The organism is Agarivorans sp. OAG1, from assembly GCF_037076485.1.
Classification (GTDB): domain Bacteria; phylum Pseudomonadota; class Gammaproteobacteria; order Enterobacterales; family Celerinatantimonadaceae; genus Agarivorans; species Agarivorans albus.
The window spans coordinates 2,137,253-2,156,760 of the sequence record NZ_AP028990.1 but is presented as its reverse complement, the minus strand read 5'-3'; the positions used below and the strand labels follow the sequence as shown (position 1 = coordinate 2,156,760).

Genomic DNA, 19,508 nt, shown 5'->3' with positions numbered 1-19,508 from the left:
ACTTGTCTTCGCCTCATATTAAGCAAGGAGCACTATTAGGGTAACTCTGTGTGCCACTGTAGCTGGTTAATTGCTTTCGTAAAACCGTAATGATAAAGCGCCAACATATAGTCTTCATCAAACATTTTTTTACTCTTTTTCTTCTCAGTAAAGTTTGCAGTAACGTAGGTGAATTTGGTGTCAAAGTTATGCTTTTCACTAAAATATAAAATTCGATACAAATCACCACGATTTTGATTAAGGGTTAAGCTTTGAACGCTGCGCCCAAGTAACTCTACACCTCTGTCCTTCAAATGTTGATAGGGTAGATCTAGTCGACCATTACGCACCACATATATATTTGGTGAGCTATCAATGCCTAAAGCCTGGGCTATGTTGTTGTAATCAAAACCTGCAGGGTCGGCAAACATTTGCGCACTAAGGCCGCCATCTACATGCATCTCTTCTAAGCTTTCGCCCTCTAGCTCAACCCCAATAAATTGAGGAGGAAATATTCCTGGAATAGATGAACTGGCACTTAGCACTTGATGAATTAGCAGCTCCTTATTGGGATGATCACTTGCCGCAATTTGCCCAAGATTCCACACCACTTGCTTACCAGAATCAAAATGAGTTGTGCCTATGAACAAGCGCTTACCACTGTTATGTGTAGCAGCAATCTTTGCGATCATTTGCTCATCAAACGTTGCAGCAATAAATTCGTTTAAGCCCTGCCCACTACTAACCCCATCTTTAAATACCGCATTTAAATAATTGCGCTTTGCCAAAATGCGCTTATCGCTAATACCTAACATGATGTTTTTCATAGTGACAATGTCGTCGCCACCTACAAATGCAAATGGCGCAATAAGAGCACCAGCACTTACCCCAGTGACCACGGAAAAATCAGGTAAGTTGCCGCTTTCATACATCCCATTAATAATGCCAGCACCATAGGCACCGTTTGCTCCTCCGCCAGATAAGGCAAGAATATTTAGCGAATTGGATGAGGTACGTAATACTGTTGTATTTGCGTCTTTGTCATATAGGAAATTTGGTGCCTCATTGCCCCAAAAGCGCAAGGGTTCACTCAATGATTGCTCGGCTATTAACGCTACTTGTTGATAGTTCCTTTCGGTTACACGCTTATCTAGCTCATGATGCGAACTACATGCACTTAACACTAAAGTAGCCAAAACAATCTGTGTTAAAGTTTTTGTATTAAACATCGTCTCTACCTCAAGCCACTTTAGAAGCAGCAAAGCTGTGATGAGGCTCGCTTAGCTGATCTTGAGCAAAAACAGTTTGCAGCTCCCACTCACCGCATTGCCGAGTAGCCTCTAACACACCGAAACTCGCGTTGTTAGCATGTTCTAAAGCCATAATGGGTGGCCAACCTTTCAATAAACCTCCGGTAAATAGCGCCGAAATCAGATCGCCCACGCCCACAGGGGCTTTATCAAACTCTAGATTAGGGCGTTTAACCAAATAGCAGCCACTTGAATCAGCCATCATCATGCAAAACTGCTGCTTTGATAAATTATGTAGATGTTTAACCAACACCACTTTGGGTCCTTTTGTTAAAGCCTTCTGACATGCTTCGATAGCTTCATTTAAGTTAGTTATTTCCATTCCTACAAAGCGGCTTAATTCAAATTGATTAGGCACTATCACATCTGCTTTTGGCATCACACGTTCAACCAAATACTCGCTAATACCTTCTGCTAAAATACAGCCTTTATCAGGATCACCCATGACAGGGTCGCAAACGTATATCGCCTTTGGATTAACCTGTTTAACCATGTCTACGGCGGCAATTAATGAGCTTGCCTGAGCGGCATCGCCCAAATAACCAGATACAATAGCTTGGCATTGTTGTAACTGCCCTATTGCATCAATTCCCTTCACTAAATCAGAGATGGCATCTGCCGGAAAGCATTGGCCAGTCCACCCTTGAGCATATTGCGTATGATTAGAAAACTGTACGGTATGAACGGGCCAAACTTCAAAACCCATACGTTGCAGTGGAAACACCGCCGAGCTGTTTCCAGCATGGCCATAAACAACATGTGATTGAACAGAAATAATGCCTTTCATGATGCGACTTCTCTAATTAGTTAAAATGGGAAGGCTATGACAACGCCTTAAACTGAACTGGAATACCCAGCCCTATTTAGATACAGGCATATTATTAGAAGTGTTCGAGCAACGTTAATCAGCATTGATGGATCAAGTCCTACCTATTCAATATAAGCCAGCAACTGGATGCCTTGTTTTAGCCAACACAAGTTACCGCACTAACGAAGGTGGCTTGTAGCGCATTTACGCGCTCACAAGACTTTAACCCTACGGCATAAGAGTTGTAGAGTGATGAAGTGATGGATTCTGTGAAAAAGACTTAAAGTCACCAAGTTAGTGGCTGTAGTAATTCATACCAATAGTTAACTTGGTCAGGTAGAGGCTTAGGTAAGTAACTAGCTTCAAATAACAGTACTTGGTGGTTAAACCAAAACAAGCCAACCAATAAAGCAAAATACCCAAATCTTAAACTTACATTAGTTTTTTTGGAAAATGGTGAGCGTAGCAACGAGACTATTGGACCAAGATATACAGCAGCAAACCACGCAATAGAACCTAGTGTAACAATGGCTAAGCGAAACATAGCCAGTTGGCTTTTCTGCATGGGCGCTTGCATTGCGATAAGCGAAAGTTGTTCAGTTAAAGGCATAAAAAAGCCGGTAATCGCGCTTGCTAGAGCTAGATACATCAGTAAATCGCCCACTACGAATAACCAATGGTCACAGGCCCCTAACTCGTCCATCGTTGATGAACCAATAAAACAAGTCAACGAAATAACCGATAAAGCGAGTGCTACAAACAAAGCCATATCAGCTCTGATATGAACACCATGATTTACGCCTGGCAGCGCTATTCCACCATCAATGTTGAATAAGGTCGAAATTTGAAAAGATACAATAGCGATGATAAAGCCCACAATCGTTAGGCGGGCTCGCATCACATTAATTGCAATACGTATACCTGTAGGTTGTGTCATTAAAGGTACCTGTAGTCTTATGAATAAAAAGCCTTAATAGCAAGCTGCTATTAAGGCTTTACAAATGATAAGTGCATGCTTAATCGGTAAGGGTTATGAGAACACCATAGCCATGTAACCTAAGATCAAGACTATTGCAGAGGTAAGCGCATAAGGTACTGGGTAAGCTACGGCAGCAATACCACTTTGCGAAATGTCCTGAATACCATTTAGCGCAGGCGTACTATTTCGTCCTCCAGCACAAGCTCCAGCTAATATGACCGGGTTCATCTTTCTAATGTAGTAACCATAGAGCCAAGCTAAGAATGGTGGCACTAAAGCGCCTAACAAACCTAGTACTGCTATCCAAAGCACGATAGTACCTTGGAATGAAGACATTATTTTAGGTCCAACTCCAGCTGCTAGAACCGCCACAAATAAGCTTAAACCAATGTCATTTAGGAAGGCTCTTGCCCCTTCACTAGTTGGGCCACCAAAATCTGGATTACGCGTACGCAACCAAGACACTAAAATCCCCATCAACATACAGCCAGCAGAAGTACCTAATGCAAATGGAATTCCGCCAATTTCAACACTAGCATGGCCAATCACAAAGCCAATAAATAAGGCCAATGACATAAATGATACTTCGGTATAAGCACTTTCAACTATTGGTGTAGCTTTAAGCGATTTAGCTGCTTGTTCTACACTCCATGCAGGACCAGCAAGACGTAATACATCGCCTTTTTCTACAATGGTTTTAGGAAGATGTGGTATTGCCACACCAGCTCTAAACAACGACTTTAGATGTAAACCAAATCCAATCTTTCGGCCCACTTCTGCCAGAGTTTTTCCTGCAAACTCTGTTTTACCTACATGAATATCCGCAACTTCAATATCTACCATTCTGGCGCGAGGTTCCGAGACTTCTTTACCAACTTTATCTTTGCCATTGAGTAATAGATTGTAATCGCCCAACACTCCAACAATATCGCCTAACTGTATAGAAGGATCTTTTTCGGCATCAATCACTTCGTCACCGCGCACTACTTTTAAAATTGCTGCATGAGGATTCATTTTGAACAATTGGCTAACGGATTTGCCAACCAACTCTGCGTGTTCAACTTTATACGAGCGGATCTGCTTATCGGTGAACCCTAAGATAGATGTACCTGCTGTACCAGGTAGAGCACCACCATCTTCACCGCCACTAAATTCTTGTTCTGCTTTTTGGGCTTCAAGCACAGCATCTTTGCCAAACATCTTAGGTAAGTATTTAATCAACAAGATAATGAATATTGAAGATAATACGTAGCTAATGGCATAGCCTGCAGCCATATTGGCACCTACCGTATCAGCTGTTACACCTTCGGGTAATTGGAAAGCTCCGCTAGTTACTGCTGATTGAGCCACACCCATTACAGCGGTCACTGTGTAACTTCCCGAAATAATACCTGCTGCATAACCTGGCCCTAGGTCTAACACTTTCACGCCAAAGAAAACGATTAAGAAGTTGGAGAAAACAACAATTAAACCAATAACTAAGAAGTCAACACCACCTCTTGCCAAGCCAGAAAAGAACTGAGGACCAACTCGCATACCTAAGGCATACATAAACAGCATCAGAAAAATATCTTCTACTAAGCCTGGGATATCATAGGTAATCCCATAAAGTGCACTAGAGGCCAGAGCAATTAATATACCTGTGACCAAAGTGCCCGCTGTAGCACCTAAATTGATTCCTCCAACGGTAATTCGGCCAATGGGGTATCCAATCGCTAAGGTTAAAAACAGATAAGCAAAAGGGTTACTCGCTAAATAACTTAAAGCCCAAGCAATACCGCTGGAAGCCTCTGATTCAATTGTTGACGCATAAGCGTTACCAACAAACAGAGTTAATAAAAAACATAAGCCCAGTATAAGGCTTAAAATGTATTTTGGAGGCGCAGCCAATACGCCCGCCAGTTTCGTTCGAACATTCATAATTAGAAACCACCTTCATTTAAGACAAAATAGAAGAAGTAAGCACTACTTCTTCTATTCCACTACTTCATAATGTGCCGATACTTAGCACTTGCCTGGCGACACTTTATGTAAGTCATGAAGTTTTGGAGGTGTAGCATTACCACCATGCTCTTCTAAATACTCGCAGGCCATTTCAATATCTTTGGCTAATATTTCCGCGGCATCGCGGTTTAAGTGAGGACGAACAACGATACGTAAACTGTTCACTTCCTGAGCATTGGCAGGCATAGAGTAAGCCGATAATATCCAGCCACGCTCACGTACTTTGTTTGAGATATCAAACTCGTTGTAGTTAGTCACTGATTCATCGAGTGTTAGCGCAACTACTGGTATACGCTGGGTTTCATTCATCACTTTAAATTTACCGGTGGCTAACAAACGGTCACGCAAATACTCTGCATTTTCAACAGTTTGCTTCATGATGCGGGTGTAGCCATCTTTGCCTAAACGAATGAAGTTGTAGTATTGAGCCATAACCGTAGCAGAGCTCTTACTAAAGTTAAGCGTTGCTGTTGCGGCCTCGCCACCAAGGTAATTTACGTAGAAAACTAAATCTTCATTGAAAACGGCGCGCTCACGAAAGATTACCCATCCTAGTCCTGGAGGCACTAAACCAAATTTATGGCCAGAGGCATTAATAGATTGCACTCGTGGCAAACGGAAATCCCATTCATATTCTGGATATAAGAAAGGATTAACAAAGCCACCAGAAGCCGCATCAATGTGCATTGGGATAGAAATACCTGTTTTTTCTTCGTAGGCATCTAACCAATCGTGAATAGCTTGAAAATCATCATCTTCACCGGTGAAAGTTTGACCAGCAATACCCACTACACAGATAGTGTTTTCATCAACGTACTCGTCAAGTTGCTCTGCAGTTAGTCGGTATTGACCAGGCTTTAAAGGAACAATACGAGGCTCTACATCGAAGTACTTAAGAAACTTTTTCCAAACAATCTGAACGTTACCGCCAGTTACCATATTTGGTCTTGAGGCATCTTTCCCCGCTTTTTCCCGAGCTTGGCGCCAGTTCCACTTGTGTGCTAATCCAGCCAACATGCATGCTTCTGATGAACCAATTGTTGCCGCTCCATAAGGTTCAACATCTTTAGGTCCATTCCATAAATCATGTAACCAATTAACACACTTTTCTTCAGTTGCTTTAGTGTGAGGATACATATCTGGATCTGCAAAGTTACGGAATGAACCGTCCTTAAAAATCTCAGCGGCTTCAGGCTCTACAAATGTAGTAACGAATGATGACAAATTAAGCATTGGGTTAGCATCGGTCCAACATTCACTTTTAACTAAAGCTGCCGCAGCACGGGCCGCCATGCCTTGTTCAGGGAACTGCTGGGGAAGCTCAACATTAAACTGTTCATAAGGGCTTAAGTCTGCGTGTTTATCGTGTGTCATGGAATATCCTAAATATGATAACAATTAAAATATGTAGAACTCAGTTGTGTTGCTTAGCGCCAATTCAAAGTTATACGACGCCAAATAATCCGTGTGAGTAATACGCTTTGCGTGTAACTGGAGCCAATCATAAAGAGGATTTAAAAAACCTATTAATCAGGTTTGAAGGATTGAATCATTCAAAAGAAGGAGGGAGGAAAGCAGCATTACAAAGTCGCACCAAATAATGGAACGATAGAGGCGTCGATTCAAAAAGCGGTGTTCGCAATTAAAGAACAATGCTTCCAAATGGTAGTGTTACAAACTTGTTTTACAGCGATATCAATCAATGCCAATGAACGATGTTGGATCGTTATCTTATTGTTTGCATTGGATATTAGAAAAGAACAAAGACGCCCTTGGACGTCTTTAAACTTGAAGATGGCGGTGACGGAGAGATTCGAACTCTCGAAGGGTTGCCCCTTACACACTTTCCAGGCGTGCTCCTTCAGCCACTCGGACACGTCACCTTATTTGATTTATTGCGCTTAGCAATAATGAGGCGCTAGATTACGGATCACTTATGTTTGGGTCAATAACTTTTTAGCCAAATACTGGCAACTGCCGAGTTCTTAAACAATTTTTGCTGACTCAAACAAAAAAAGAAGCCGAAGCTTCTTTTTCATTAAACAGCTATTAGACCTAGATACGGTAGCCGTTACTTTGACGTAAGTAAGCAGCTGCACCCTGCAAGCCTGGTTGTTCTTCAGTAATGATGTAAACAGGCACTTTTGCCACAAAATCTACAAAACGGCCTTTATCTTCAAAACGCTTGCGGAATTCGCTGTTATTAAAGAAATCCATAAAGCGTGTAATGATACCGCCAGCAATGTATACACCGCCAAAGGTAGACATGTTAAGCGCCAAGTTACCGCCAAACGAGCCTAAAGCACGACAGAATACTTCCATTGCTTCTACACACACTGGACAGCTGCCGTCTAAGCCACGAGTAGTAACGTCAGAAGGCTGGAAATCTTCTGCTGTTTTACCATGCATATCCATTAAGCCTTGGTAAATGTTTACTAGGCCGGGACCGGAAAGTAGGCGCTCTGCCGAAACATGCCCCAGACGTTTTTGCAAAAAGGCTAAAACGTGCGCTTCTTTTTCATCATTTGCGGCAAACTCTACGTGGCCGCCCTCACCCGGAATACATACATATTCACTGTCGTGGTGAATTAAGTGAGCTACTCCTAAACCAGTACCAGGACCGTATACTGCGATTGGCGCGCCTGTTTTAGCTTCGCCACCGCCCACTTGGATTTTTTGCTCATCTGTCAATGTTGGGATCGACATAGCAATACCAGTGTAATCATTAATTACGTGGAAACCTTCAAAGCCTAATTGTTCTTGTACTTCTTTCTTAGAGAAGGCCCAGCTGTGATTGGTCATCGCGATCCAATCTTTGTCGGTAGGACAAGCAATAGCAACACAAGCCTGAGTTACAGTTTCTTGCTGCTCTTTAAGGTACAGGGAAATCACATCAGCGATGCTTGGGTAGTCAGCACATAAATACTTTTTTAAACGCCCTATTTCACCTGTTTTAAGTTCAACAAGTGCTAAACGAATATTTGTACCACCTACGTCGGCAATTAAACCAAAACCGGCCATTTTGTTTTCCTTCATACCAAGTTCAAAAAATAGAAAAATATTATTACGCATCCTAACAAACTCAGATTAAGATGGCTGTACTATATTTATGTTGTCGAATTTTACCGCTTTTGTTCTGAAATTTCGTTAGTAAATTACTAATTGCATACTCATTTTCAAAGATATTAGACCTAGCTCAAACTATAAAATCCCTCTCTAGTCTATGATTGCTCATAATTCAGCTTGTTTTACTAAAGTGTCTGTGTAATTGTATGACATATAGTTTTGTTGAAAAATTATTACATTTGACAACGTCGACATAACAAATGCGCTAAAAATAACGGATATTATGAATACGCTTGAAAAAATAACTAAAAATTTAGAAAACTTCAGCAAATCAGAACGTAAGGTTGCTGAAGTGATTATCGCCTCCCCTCAAACGGCGATCCATTCAAGTATTGCTGCATTAGCAAAACTCGCTGACGTAAGTGAACCGACAGTAAACCGCTTTTGCCGGCGCTTAGACACTAAAGGTTTCCCAGACTTTAAATTGCACCTAGCTCAAAGCTTAGCTAACGGCACGCCTTACGTTAACCGCCATGTTGACGAAGAAGATGGCCCAGAAGCGTATACCTCTAAGATTTTCGAATCGTCTATGGCGAGCCTCGAAGCAGCAAAAAACAGTTTAGACCCTAATGCGGTAAATCGCGCTGTAGATTTATTGACCCAAGCCAAGAAAATCTCTTTCTTTGGTCTAGGCGCTTCTGCATCGGTTGCTCAAGACGCACTAAACAAGTTCTTCCGCTTTAATGTACCCGTTAGTTACTTTGATGATGTAGTGATGATGCGCATGAGCTGCATTGTGGCTACCGAAGAAGATGTGATTATTTTGATTTCGCATACTGGCCGCACTAAAGCGATGATTGATATCGCGGTACTTGCTCAACAAAACGACTCAACAGTGATTGGCATTACCAGTAAAGACTCTCCGCTGGCTAAAGAATGTAACCTTGTATTGTCTATGGATGTACCAGAGGACACAGACGTTTACATGCCAATGGCATCACGCATTGCGCAAATGGCGTTGATTGACGTATTGGCTACCGGCTTTACCCTACGCCGAGGCGAAAAATTCCGAGAGAATCTACGTAAAGTAAAACAAAGCCTTAAAGACTCGCGCACTGATAAATCATTGTAAAATATCTACTAAGAGCCAGCGAACGCTGGCTTTTTTGTGCCTATTTATGGGCATTTTCGTTTAACGCTCTCCAGCGCCATTAGCGTTAAACAGCTTCGTACTAAGTATTCTATTACCCTCTCGATACGTTAACTGCAGCTTCCCTTATTAGTTGTGTTCAAACCACTAGACCTAGCGCTTAAAATACACAAGATAACTCTGATAACCACCTAAGTCTTACATCTAGGCTATTGAACTTTTTCAAAGATTAACTGTTAGATATCAGGCAATAAAAAAGGATGCTTTCACATCCTTTTTCTACAAACTGCTGTAACGCTAAGCTACGTTAACTTCAGAATCTATAGGTGCATTTTTCGCTTCTAATACACCAGGTTCAAAGTGATCAACTTGAATAGCTTGGTAACGCAACTTATCTGCTTCTAGCAAGTTACTTGCTTCTTCTTTAGAAAGAATGTCTTGTGCTAGAGCTTTTTCAACAATCTCAGCTAGGGCAACTTTACGCGGTAACTGACCAGCTTTTTGCGCCTTAGCAATTTTGCGCTCTAAAGGACGAACCTTATACATAGCTAAGAATGCTTGCTCAATAATCGCTACTGCGTCACCTTCACCGCCAGTGGTTACACACAAGTGGCTTAAGCGTTCGCGTGCTGCTCCTGGCGTCATCATGGTTTCACAAATTTGATGACTTATTTGATCGTCGGCTAACTTAAAGCGATTGCCATAAGGGAATACAACTGTTTTAAGCACACGAGCCACAACACGGTTTGAGAAGTTTTGGAAGAAGCCTTCAAAAGCAACACCAATCTCATGCAAGTTACGCTCAACTGCCCACTTAACAAAAGGTAGATCTTCTGCTGGACGGCCTTGATCTTCATAATGCTTTAAGGTGGCAGAAGCTAGATAAAGATTACTTAACACATCACCTAAACGAGCAGAGATACGCTCTTTACGTTTAAGATCGCCACCTAAAATTAGCATAGACATATCGGCACATAGCGCTAAACCTCGGCTCATTCTGGTTAACTGGCGATAATAAACCGCAGTGTCGCCCGATACTGGGCTTGAGTTAAACGCAGCACCAGTTAAACCTTGGAATAAACTACCCACAAAGTTGCCAACACCAAAACCAATGTGTTTTAGAAGCAAACTATCAAATTCTGCCAAACCTGCTTCTTCATCAGGATTTGCCGCAGCCTGTAGCTCTTTAAGTACATAAGGATGACAGCGAGTTGCACCTTGACCAAAGATCATCAAGTTACGGGTTAGAATATTTGCGCCTTCTACAGTAATTGCTACAGGTACACCATTATAAGCGTGGCCAAGATAGTTCATGGCACCTAACTGAATCGCACGGCCAGAGTGAATATCCATGGCATCGTCTAATACCGTACGCGCCATTTCGGTCATGTGATATTTAGCAATAGCAGTAACAATGGCTGGGCTTTGATCTAAATCTAAAGCGCCTGCAGTTAAACGACGAGCCGCTTCTAGTTGGTAAGTCATGCCACCTATTCGAGCAAGCGCTTCTTCTACCCCTTCAAAACGACCAATTGATAAGCCAAATTGCTTACGAACGTAAGCGTATGCACTGGTTGTACGCGAGCTCATATGGCCCACAGCAGTGCCAAGGGCTGGCAAAGAAATACCGCGACCAGCAGATAAACATTCAACCAACATACGCCAGCCTTTACCCGCGTAATCAGCGCCGCCGATAATCCAATCTAGCGGGATAAATACATCTTCACCAAAAGTTGGGCCATTCATAAACGCTAAGCCCAGTGGGAAGTGACGATCACCAGTGCGAACACCAGGGTGGTCGGCAGGAATAAGCGCACAAGTAATGCCTAACTCTTCTTGATCACCTAACAGGCCTTCTGGGTCATAAAGTTTAAACGCCAAACCCACTACAGTAGCTACCGGAGCCAAGGTTATGTAACGCTTGTTCCAGTTTAAACGAATACCAACCACTTCTTCGCCGTTAAATTCACCTTTACAAATTATGCCTTTATCGGGAATAGCACCTGCATCAGAGCCAGCTTCAGGACCAGTTAACGCGAAACAAGGAACATGAGTACCGTCAGCTAATCCTGGCAACCAATGATCTTTTTGCTCTTGAGTACCATAGTGAAGCAACAACTCACCAGGGCCCAAGGAGTTAGGAACCATTACGGTTACAGCCGCAGACAAACTGCGAGTAGCGATAGTGCTTACAATGGTTGAGTTGGCGATGGCCGAGAACTCTCTGCCACCGTAAGATTTAGGAATAATAAGTGCGAAGAAGCCTTCGGCTTTTAAGTAGTCCCATACTTGCTGTGGTAGATCACGTTGATTTTGCACAATATCAAAGTCATCCAGCATGTCTAAAAGTGTGGCCACTTGAACATCCATAAAAGCTTGTTCGTCTTCACTTAAAGTAGCTTTTGGATAATTGTGCAGTTTGTTCCAATCTGGCTTGCCGCCAAACAATTCGCCATCCCACCATACAGAACCGGCTTCCATCGCCTCTTTCTCGGTTTGAGATAAGGGAGGAAGAATTTTCTTAAACACTTTAAAAGCAGGTCGAGTTACCAGCTTTTTACGCGTATCGGGTATGCACAACAGCACCACCGCTGCGGTTATTAACATTAACAAAATAGTCATGGTCAAATCCTTATTTCACGTACTTTATAGTTTTTATTGTTTAGGTTGGCGCACCCACACCGGCTGCCAAATAGGGGATTACTTTTCTGATTAATCCTTCGGTATTTAAATCTTCATTAAAGTCGGCGCTGGCAATATCTTTTAGGGCAGTGCTCGACGCCATGGTGAACACCACTGTTCCTAGGGTGAAATGCAAACGCCAAAATATATCGCTGTCAGATAACTCTGGATAAGCTAACCTCACCGCTTCTTGAAAACGGCTGAGCACTTCTCCAAAGTGATGAGTAATAAATTTACGTAGGTGCCCTTGGCTGTCGGTATACCCTCGTCCTAATAATAGTAGGAACATTGCGGTACCGTGTTTCTTCACTTGGTTCATTTCAAGCAAGGGGTCAATAAACGAAGAGAACACTTGGTCCAGATTAGGCGGTGTATCACCTTCTATATGTTCTAACATCGCTTTGTCTACCAAGGGCATAAATTGCTCTAGGTAGCGCATAAGAACGGCTTGGATAAGTTCTTTTTTAGAACCAAAATGGTAGTTTACCGAGGCAAGATTAACCTCAGCATGAGAAGTAATTAACCTCAACGAGGTATCGGCAAATCCTCGTTCAGCGAATAAACGTTCAGCTGCATCGAGGATCTTACTTTTAGTTCCTTGTCTCACTATGACACCTTAAAAATAAAACACCTGTTTAAAATCTACGTTTAAGGCCTTCAGATGTCAATCATTCGCTAGGCATAATTTGCGGGTGAAACTAAAAACGAGAACTGAGCTCGGATTTTTTTAAGAAAAAAATGAAGATTTTTGAAACTTTATCGAAAACGCTGGGTCTTAATCTATGCCACTGCAATTAAATACTTAAATTGAACGCCCAGCGCCCCCTGTAGCTGGGCTTTTTTTTGCCTGCTATTTACAACGCGTCTTTAACACTTAAATAAGCAAATACACGATTTACTGCGTAATTCACACCTTCTGGTTTAATGGCTATTTGGCGGCGTCCCATTTCGTCGGTCTCGACTTGAGCGAAGGCTTGCAGACTTACTTGCCACATTTTGTAATTAGACTGGGCGGTATACAAACTCATCATTAAGGTAGCACGTTGAAAGTCTTGGTTGCCGTCATCCGCCAATCCTGGCGATACCCCAAACAAAGTCATCAATTGTTCATCACTTAATTTTTGACTAGTAGGCAATGCAAACGCCATCCAGTAATCGCAGCTATCATCAGCTTGAGATAAATAGTGAATACCTAAGTCTTCAAATTTTTGAGCAAAGGCTTCATGAAACGCATCATAAGCATGCACATCAGAGCGTTGGGGATTTCGCAAGGCTTCTTCTAGCAATGGATGACCGCATACTGTTTGTTGCTTAAACACAGTAAAACCGGGCTCTGCACTAACAATAATGGTATCGCGATATTGTTGTTCTTTGCGCTGAGTTTGATCTTCTTCAACTACCGTTGTGCAGGCGCTAGCCAATAGTGTCAAGGCGCTAGCCAAGATAAGCTGTTTCATAAATTCAACCTGTTAAAACAATGTATTGATATAATTAACTAATTTGTAGAAAAAAGCACGTAACTGTTACAAGCGCTGTTGTAGACAAGCCACATACCAAGAAGTTTCCTTGAGCTGATAACAATATGCTGCGTAGAGTTCGTTTAAAACGTAGCAGCATAATTTTCGACCGTTACTTAAGGACAAATCTTAGTTAGTTTTGGTAAGTTGCTCGCTAGTGACTAGCGAGCTAATTTTACATAGCTGCAACCTAATCTTTCACTAAAAAAATCAAAAAAATAAGTAGCTTTTTTAAAGCTAACAAAATCAATGCCTAAGCCGCGCCATGCCTAGCACTAACAAAAAGCCACTTAATATAAAATTGTAAAAACCTTTGCTCTATTGTTGATATTTTTTCACAACTCACGAAATTTTTTCTTTAGTAATGCGGTTTCCTTAGCTACAACTAAGTGAACAAGTTGTACTTAACACGACACAATTTGATAAAGGAAATATTATGAAAGGTTCAAACATTGCAATCGCTACAGCAGTAACTGGTTTAATCGCATTGGGTACTCTTACCGCCACTCCAGCTGTTGCTGCAGGTAAAGAGAAATGTTACGGCGTAGCCAAAGCGGGCAAAAATGACTGTGCTACCAAAAATAGCTCATGTGCCGGCACAGCGACAGCTGACAACCAATCAGACGCTTTTGTTGTATTACCAAAAGGCTTATGTGACAAACTAGCTGGTGGTAGCAAACAATCTAGCTAATTTGTAACTGCCGAACCAGCTAAACTTGGTTCGGCAGCCTCCCTACTCCCTCGCTTAAACGAACACCACTATGACAAAAAAACAATACGGACTTGGTTTGCGCTCAGCTTATGCAGAACAGTTGCTAAACAAACACCAGCAATTGGATTGGCTAGAGATACACGCTGAGAACTACTTCAACCCTCACTCATACGATTATCATCTACTTAAGCAAATCGCTGAGCACAGTCCTATTAGTGTGCACGGGGTTGGTTTGTCGTTAGGGTCCTTCGATGCATTAAGCAAAACACATTTAGAGAAACTAAAAGCATTAATTGATGATGTTAATCCTTTTATCGTCTCTGAGCATTTAAGCTGGAGCAGCATCAACGGGCGCTTTTATAACGATTTACTGCCCTTACCTTACACAGAAGAGTGCTTACAGGTTTTTATAGAACACGTTAACCAAGCACAAGACTTTTTGGGGCGACAACTGCTTATCGAAAATCCTTCGGCGTATTTAGCCTATCATGAAAGCCACATTCATGAGCCGGAGTTTTTGAACCGGTTGGTTGAAGCTACTGGCTGCGGTTTGCTGTTAGACATTAACAATGTTTATGTCAGCGGACATAACCTAGGTTGGGATAACCAAGAATACTTAGAGACACTAAATCTAGCTGCAGTTAAAGAGATCCACTTAGCAGGTTATACCAAAAAACAACTCGACAACAAAACAGTGCTTATTGACAGCCACAACCAAAAAGTTAGTGAGCCAGTATGGCAACTGTATCGCCAATTTCAGCAATACTATGCCAATAGCATCCCCACCCTTATTGAATGGGACAGCGATTTTCCATCCTTAGAGGTGCTCATTGAAGAAGTGGCACAAGCTAAACATATTGATCTTGCAATATGCGAGGTGAACTGTGCTTAAGCAACTACAGCAAGAGTTTTCTCGCTCACTAAATCAAACAGATACCAGCCTTGAATCTCGCTTAGCCAATATCGCATTAAGCGCTGAAGAGTCGATACAAATCTACCAAAATAACTATGTGCTAAGCCTTAGCGAAGCTTTGAGTGCCAGTTACCCAACAGTGCAAAAGCTAGTGGGTGAAGAATACTTTAAGTTTGTCGCTAAAAACTTCATTTTACAGCATGGTCATAATCAAGGTGACCTCAACCTCTTTGGCTTAGGTTTTAATCAGTTCTTACAACAACAAGACGCACTATCTACACTACCCTATTTAGCAGATATCGCGCTGCTAGATTGGCAAATTGAACAGACGGCTGGCCAACCATTAACAAACCAGTTTTTTACTGTAGAAGTTATCCAATCGATACCAGCAGAGCAATTAGGTAATGCTGTGCTGCATTTAGCGCCTCATCAGTCTTTACTAGCCAGCCAATACCCTGTTTTTTCTATCTACCAAATGGTTCAAGCAAACCAAGTTGAAGCCATCGGGTTAGATGAACAAGATTTTGTACTATTTACTAAGCAAGCTGATTTTGAAGTTCAGCTAGAACAAATATCCCCGCTTAGTTATGCGTTTCTTAACCATTGCCAGCAACTACGTCCATTAGGTGAGTTGCCTCAACACTGTTTGGCAGAACTAGAAACCCTCCTTGGCGAATCTATTCAATTACAACGTTTATCCCATTTTAGTTTTGCATCAGAGATAGGAGAGTCAAATGATGCCACTTTATAACATCTACCTAAAAGCCGTAGAGATGATGCAGTTTCTGCTTATCCCTCTATTACTCACGTTTACTCGAATATGGGTAGCCATTGTATTTTTCCGCTCTGGTTATTTAAAACTTACCAGCTGGGATTCAACGCTTTATCTATTTGAACTTGAGTACCAAGTGCCAATTTTACCGTGGGAGCTAGCAGCCTATCTAGGAACTGCAGCCGAGCTAATTTTGCCGGTATTTCTGGTACTTGGCTTGTTTACCCGTATTTTTGCTTTGAAGCTGTTCTTCTTTAATATCATCGCTGTCGTGTCTTACCCAGTGCTTTGGCCCGGTGGTTTTTACGACCACCAGCTATGGGGCTTAATGATATTAATTAATGTTATTTGGGGAGCAGGTCCATTTTCTGCCGATTACCTGTTAAACAAAAAAATGGCACAAAAAAAAGCGGCTTAAGCCGCTTTCATTAGGGTTTGTTGATCTTCCGAGCTGATTATTGCAGCGATAAATCAACAGACCCTAAGCAAAACTAAATATATTACTTGCTTAGTTTTGCATCTAGTTCTTCAATTTTAGCCTTCCAAATTGCTGGTCCCTGCTGGTGAGCAGAGTTACCGTCGGCATCAACTGCTACAGTAACTGGCATATCTTCTACTTCAAACTCATAGATAGCTTCCATACCTAAATCTTCGAAAGCCACTACTTTGGCATTCTTAATCGCTTTAGATACTAAGTAAGCAGCACCGCCTACCGCCATTAAATAAACCGACTGATGTTTAGCAATAGAATCCACCGTTGCTGGGCCACGTTCCGCTTTACCAATCATGCCCATTAAACCCGTTTCTTCGAGCATCATGTCTGTGAACTTGTCCATACGGGTAGAGGTTGTGGGCCCCGCTGGACCAACTGCTTCGTCTCGTACCGCGTCTACCGGACCTACGTAGTAAATAAATCGACCATTAAAATCTACGCCATTAGGGAATGGTTTACCCTGCTCTAGGTATTCTTTAATGCGCTTATGGGCAGCATCGCGACCAGTAAGAATTTTGCCGTTAAGCAATACTGTTTCACCCATTTTCCAGGTGGCTACTTCTTCTTTAGTCACTTTATTTACATCTACTCGGCGAACATTATCACCAACATCCCAAGTGATCTCTGGCCAGTCTTCAAGCTTAGGTGGCGTTAATACCGCTGGGCCGCTACCGTCTAAATGAAAATGCGCATGACGTGTTGCTGCACAATTGGGGATCATTACAACCGGTTTAGAAGCCGCGTGAGTTGGGCAAGATTTAACTTTTACATCAAGCACCGTGGTTAAACCGCCAAGGCCCTGAGCACCTATACCCAGTTTGTTAATGCCGTCCATCAACTCTAAGCGTAGTTCTTCGTCGGCATTATCTGCGCCTTTAGCGATGAGGTCTTGAATATCAACCGGATCCATTAGCGATTCTTTAGCCATTACTGCAGCTTTTTCTGCAGTGCCGCCAATACCAATGCCTACCATGCCCGGTGGACACCAACCAGCACCCATTGTTGGTAAGGTTTTTAGTACCCACTCTGCAACAGAATCAGATGGATTTAGCATTACCATCTTAGATTTGTTTTCACTGCCGCCACCTTTGGCTGCAACCATAATCTCGACTTTGTCACCTGCTACTAAGTCTATGTGGACTACCGCGGGAGTATTGTCTTTGGTGTTTTTACGTGCCCCGTTAGGGTCAGCAACAATAGAAGCACGTAAAGGGTTATCTGGGTTGGTATAAGCTCTACGAACCCCTTCATCAACCATTTCTTGAACTGTGAGATCACTGTCCCATTGAACATTCATCCCTACTTTTACAAACGCAGTGATAATGCCGGTATCCTGACAGATAGGACGCAAACCTTGAGCACACATGCGTGAGTTAATTAAGATTTGGGCGATGGCATCTTTGGCAGCAATACTCTGTTCTTTTTCGTACGCTTCCGCCATTGCGGTGACAAAATCGAGGGGATGGTAGTAAGAAATGAATTGCAGCGATTCTGCGACACTGTCAATAAAGTCCTGTTTACGGATGATGGTCATAAAGTCTCCACGTTTCCTTATTATTGCCTTTTATTATCAACAGCTTTTATCGGGGCTGTTGCTACGGCTGTTAGGGTTGTTGTCGTTATCCTTCAGCGCCTATGATACCCTTGCGTCACAAAGCCTGCTATAACCTAAAGCTAAGTTTTTACAATTTATCTACATCTTCAATTCTGAATAGTGAATGGTCACGCAAAACTACCTATATGATTGTTAGTAAAACTTTTTCTATTTCTCCAGTACAACTCTTCGAGCAACTAGCACAGCAAGACTGGTGTTGTTTTTTACAATCGGCTGCCGACTCTCACGAGAATAACCAGTTTGATATTTTAGTCGCCGATCCTATCGCCACTATTTCCTATAGCGATGGCACATCCAAAGTTAGGGTTGGCGAGCAGCACTACCAAAGCGAACAAGCACCCTTTGGGTTACTTGAGTCTTTGCGCAAGCAACTGTTCCCCGAAGAGCAAGCCAGCACTCCAGTATTTCCCTTTGAAGGTGGTGCCTTAGGCTTGTGGTCCTATGATTTAGGAAGAAGCTTAGAAGTTTTACCAGAGCGCTTAGCCAAAGATTTAAGCACTCCAGATATGGCAGTAGGCTTTTATGATTGGGCGCTTATTTTTGATCATCACACAAAAAGCACAACACTAATTCAATGGCATGAGATTGGCGACGAAGAAACTGCCCTTGAACGTTTAAAGCAGCGTGAGCTCTGGCTAGGCATTCAAACAAGCCAAGAGTTACCTAAATTTGAACTAACTAGCGCCTGGCAAAGTAATATGGACCAAGCGGCCTACCATGACAAATTTGAACAGGTACAAGAGTATTTGTTGAGTGGTGATTGCTACCAAATTAACCTGGCGCAGCGTTTTAGTGCAAGCTACCTAGGAACAGAAGCCGAAGCTTACCAGCGCCTTATTGCAGCTAACCAAGCGCCTTTCTCCGCGTTTATGCGTTTACCCAGCAGCTGTATTCTTAGCGTTTCTCCAGAGCGCTTTATTAGCTTAAAGAATGGTGAAATAGAAACTAAACCAATTAAAGGTACTCGCCCAAGAAGTACGGATAAGCAGCGTGATCAACAGCTGGCCGACGAGTTACTCACTGCCGAAAAAGACCAAGCCGAAAACCTCATGATTGTTGATTTGCTGCGTAACGATATTGGCCGAGTAGCGTGCCCTGGCTCAGTAGAAGTTCCCAAACTATTTGCCATAGAATCTTTCCCCGCGGTGCATCACTTGGTGAGCACAATCCGCGCAACACTTGCTCCGAACTACTCTGCAGAACAGTTATTAGCAGCTTGTTTTCCTGGAGGTTCGATAACCGGAGCCCCAAAAATTCGGGCGATGCAAATTATTGAGGAGCTTGAAGAGAGCCGCCGCAGCGCTTATTGTGGTGCTATTGGTTATATATCAAGTAGTGGTGATATGGATACCAATATCACCATTCGCACCTTAGTATGCGAAAATCAAAAAATATACAGTTGGGCTGGTGGCGGTGTTGTCACAGATTCCAAAGTTGACGCCGAATATCAAGAAACCTTCGATAAATTAAGTCGAATTCTTCCTGTGCTCGAATAACCTAAGTTGGAG

Annotated in this window: 16 protein-coding genes and 1 tRNA gene; 6 read left to right on the top strand and 11 right to left on the bottom strand. The window is 42.4% G+C overall.

The genetic code is table 11. From position 1 onward, the window contains the following. Positions 1-35 precede the first annotated feature (35 nt). From OAG1_RS09790 to OAG1_RS09760, 7 genes are all read right to left on the bottom strand, one after another. A complete protein-coding gene (locus OAG1_RS09790) occupies positions 36-1,208 on the bottom strand; it encodes a patatin-like phospholipase family protein (RefSeq protein ID WP_338626182.1) in 1,173 nt (390 codons plus the stop codon). 10 nt (positions 1,209-1,218) lie between these two features. Next, complete coding sequence (pdxY, locus tag OAG1_RS09785; protein WP_338626179.1) at positions 1,219-2,076, bottom strand: pyridoxal kinase PdxY; 858 nt, start codon at positions 2,074-2,076, stop codon at positions 1,219-1,221. Positions 2,077-2,383: 307 nt separating this feature from the next. Continuing rightward, complete coding sequence (locus OAG1_RS09780) at positions 2,384-3,034, bottom strand: hypothetical protein (RefSeq protein WP_338626177.1); 651 nt, start codon at positions 3,032-3,034, stop codon at positions 2,384-2,386. A 93-nt stretch (positions 3,035-3,127) separates the two neighbouring features. Then, positions 3,128-4,996, bottom strand: a complete 1,869-nt coding sequence (locus tag OAG1_RS09775) for a transporter (protein ID WP_338626175.1) — start codon at positions 4,994-4,996, stop codon at positions 3,128-3,130. A gap of 84 nt (positions 4,997-5,080) precedes the next feature. After that, complete coding sequence (locus tag OAG1_RS09770) at positions 5,081-6,454, bottom strand: glutamate decarboxylase (protein ID WP_016401841.1); 1,374 nt, start codon at positions 6,452-6,454, stop codon at positions 5,081-5,083. A 421-nt stretch (positions 6,455-6,875) separates the two neighbouring features. Further along, positions 6,876-6,963: transfer RNA gene (locus OAG1_RS09765), tRNA-Ser, on the bottom strand. A gap of 172 nt (positions 6,964-7,135) precedes the next feature. Further along, complete coding sequence (locus tag OAG1_RS09760) at positions 7,136-8,101, bottom strand: glucokinase (protein WP_220721246.1); 966 nt, start codon at positions 8,099-8,101, stop codon at positions 7,136-7,138. Between the two features lie 328 nt (positions 8,102-8,429). On the opposite strand from OAG1_RS09760, the gene OAG1_RS09755 reads away from it, so the two are divergent. Further along, positions 8,430-9,278, top strand: a complete 849-nt coding sequence (locus OAG1_RS09755) for a MurR/RpiR family transcriptional regulator (RefSeq protein ID WP_016401844.1) — start codon at positions 8,430-8,432, stop codon at positions 9,276-9,278. 315 nt (positions 9,279-9,593) lie between these two features. Here OAG1_RS09755 and OAG1_RS09750 read toward each other — a convergent pair whose 3' ends face one another. The 3 genes from OAG1_RS09750 to OAG1_RS09740 all read right to left on the bottom strand — a co-directional run bounded on the left by OAG1_RS09750 (position 9,594) and on the right by OAG1_RS09740 (position 13,435). Then, positions 9,594-11,918 carry an acyl-CoA dehydrogenase gene (locus OAG1_RS09750; RefSeq protein ID WP_338626170.1) on the bottom strand — a complete coding sequence of 775 codons (2,325 nt, stop codon included), beginning with the start codon at positions 11,916-11,918 and terminating at the stop codon, positions 9,594-9,596. A 40-nt stretch (positions 11,919-11,958) separates the two neighbouring features. Next, complete coding sequence (locus OAG1_RS09745) at positions 11,959-12,585, bottom strand: TetR/AcrR family transcriptional regulator (protein WP_220721244.1); 627 nt, start codon at positions 12,583-12,585, stop codon at positions 11,959-11,961. A gap of 247 nt (positions 12,586-12,832) precedes the next feature. Next, positions 12,833-13,435: a hypothetical protein gene (locus OAG1_RS09740; protein WP_338626167.1), complete on the bottom strand. Its 603-nt coding sequence runs from the start codon at positions 13,433-13,435 to the stop codon at positions 12,833-12,835. A gap of 496 nt (positions 13,436-13,931) precedes the next feature. Between OAG1_RS09740 and OAG1_RS09735 the strand changes: the two genes are divergently transcribed. The 4 genes from OAG1_RS09735 to OAG1_RS09720 all read left to right on the top strand — a co-directional run bounded on the left by OAG1_RS09735 (position 13,932) and on the right by OAG1_RS09720 (position 16,310). Continuing rightward, the gene (locus tag OAG1_RS09735) at positions 13,932-14,186 is read left to right on the top strand and encodes a DUF2282 domain-containing protein (RefSeq protein ID WP_016401848.1); all 255 of its coding nucleotides are present in this window, start codon (positions 13,932-13,934) and stop codon (positions 14,184-14,186) included. A gap of 70 nt (positions 14,187-14,256) precedes the next feature. Further along, positions 14,257-15,099, top strand: coding sequence for a DUF692 domain-containing protein (locus tag OAG1_RS09730; RefSeq protein ID WP_338626164.1), 843 nt, complete (start codon positions 14,257-14,259; stop codon positions 15,097-15,099). Continuing rightward, entirely contained in the window at positions 15,092-15,871 is a 780-nt protein-coding gene (locus tag OAG1_RS09725) for a DNA-binding domain-containing protein (protein WP_338626162.1), read from the top strand. The genes OAG1_RS09730 and OAG1_RS09725 overlap by 8 nt, the downstream gene beginning before the upstream one ends. Further along, positions 15,855-16,310, top strand: coding sequence for a DoxX family protein (locus OAG1_RS09720; protein ID WP_221077365.1), 456 nt, complete (start codon positions 15,855-15,857; stop codon positions 16,308-16,310). The genes OAG1_RS09725 and OAG1_RS09720 overlap by 17 nt, the downstream gene beginning before the upstream one ends. A gap of 82 nt (positions 16,311-16,392) precedes the next feature. On the opposite strand, the gene OAG1_RS09715 is transcribed toward OAG1_RS09720, so the two are convergent. After that, positions 16,393-17,919 carry a fumarate hydratase gene (locus OAG1_RS09715; protein ID WP_152780829.1) on the bottom strand — a complete coding sequence of 509 codons (1,527 nt, stop codon included), beginning with the start codon at positions 17,917-17,919 and terminating at the stop codon, positions 16,393-16,395. A 206-nt stretch (positions 17,920-18,125) separates the two neighbouring features. On the opposite strand from OAG1_RS09715, the gene pabB reads away from it, so the two are divergent. Next, positions 18,126-19,496: an aminodeoxychorismate synthase component I gene (gene pabB / locus OAG1_RS09710; RefSeq protein ID WP_338626159.1), complete on the top strand. Its 1,371-nt coding sequence runs from the start codon at positions 18,126-18,128 to the stop codon at positions 19,494-19,496. Positions 19,497-19,508 lie beyond the last annotated feature (12 nt).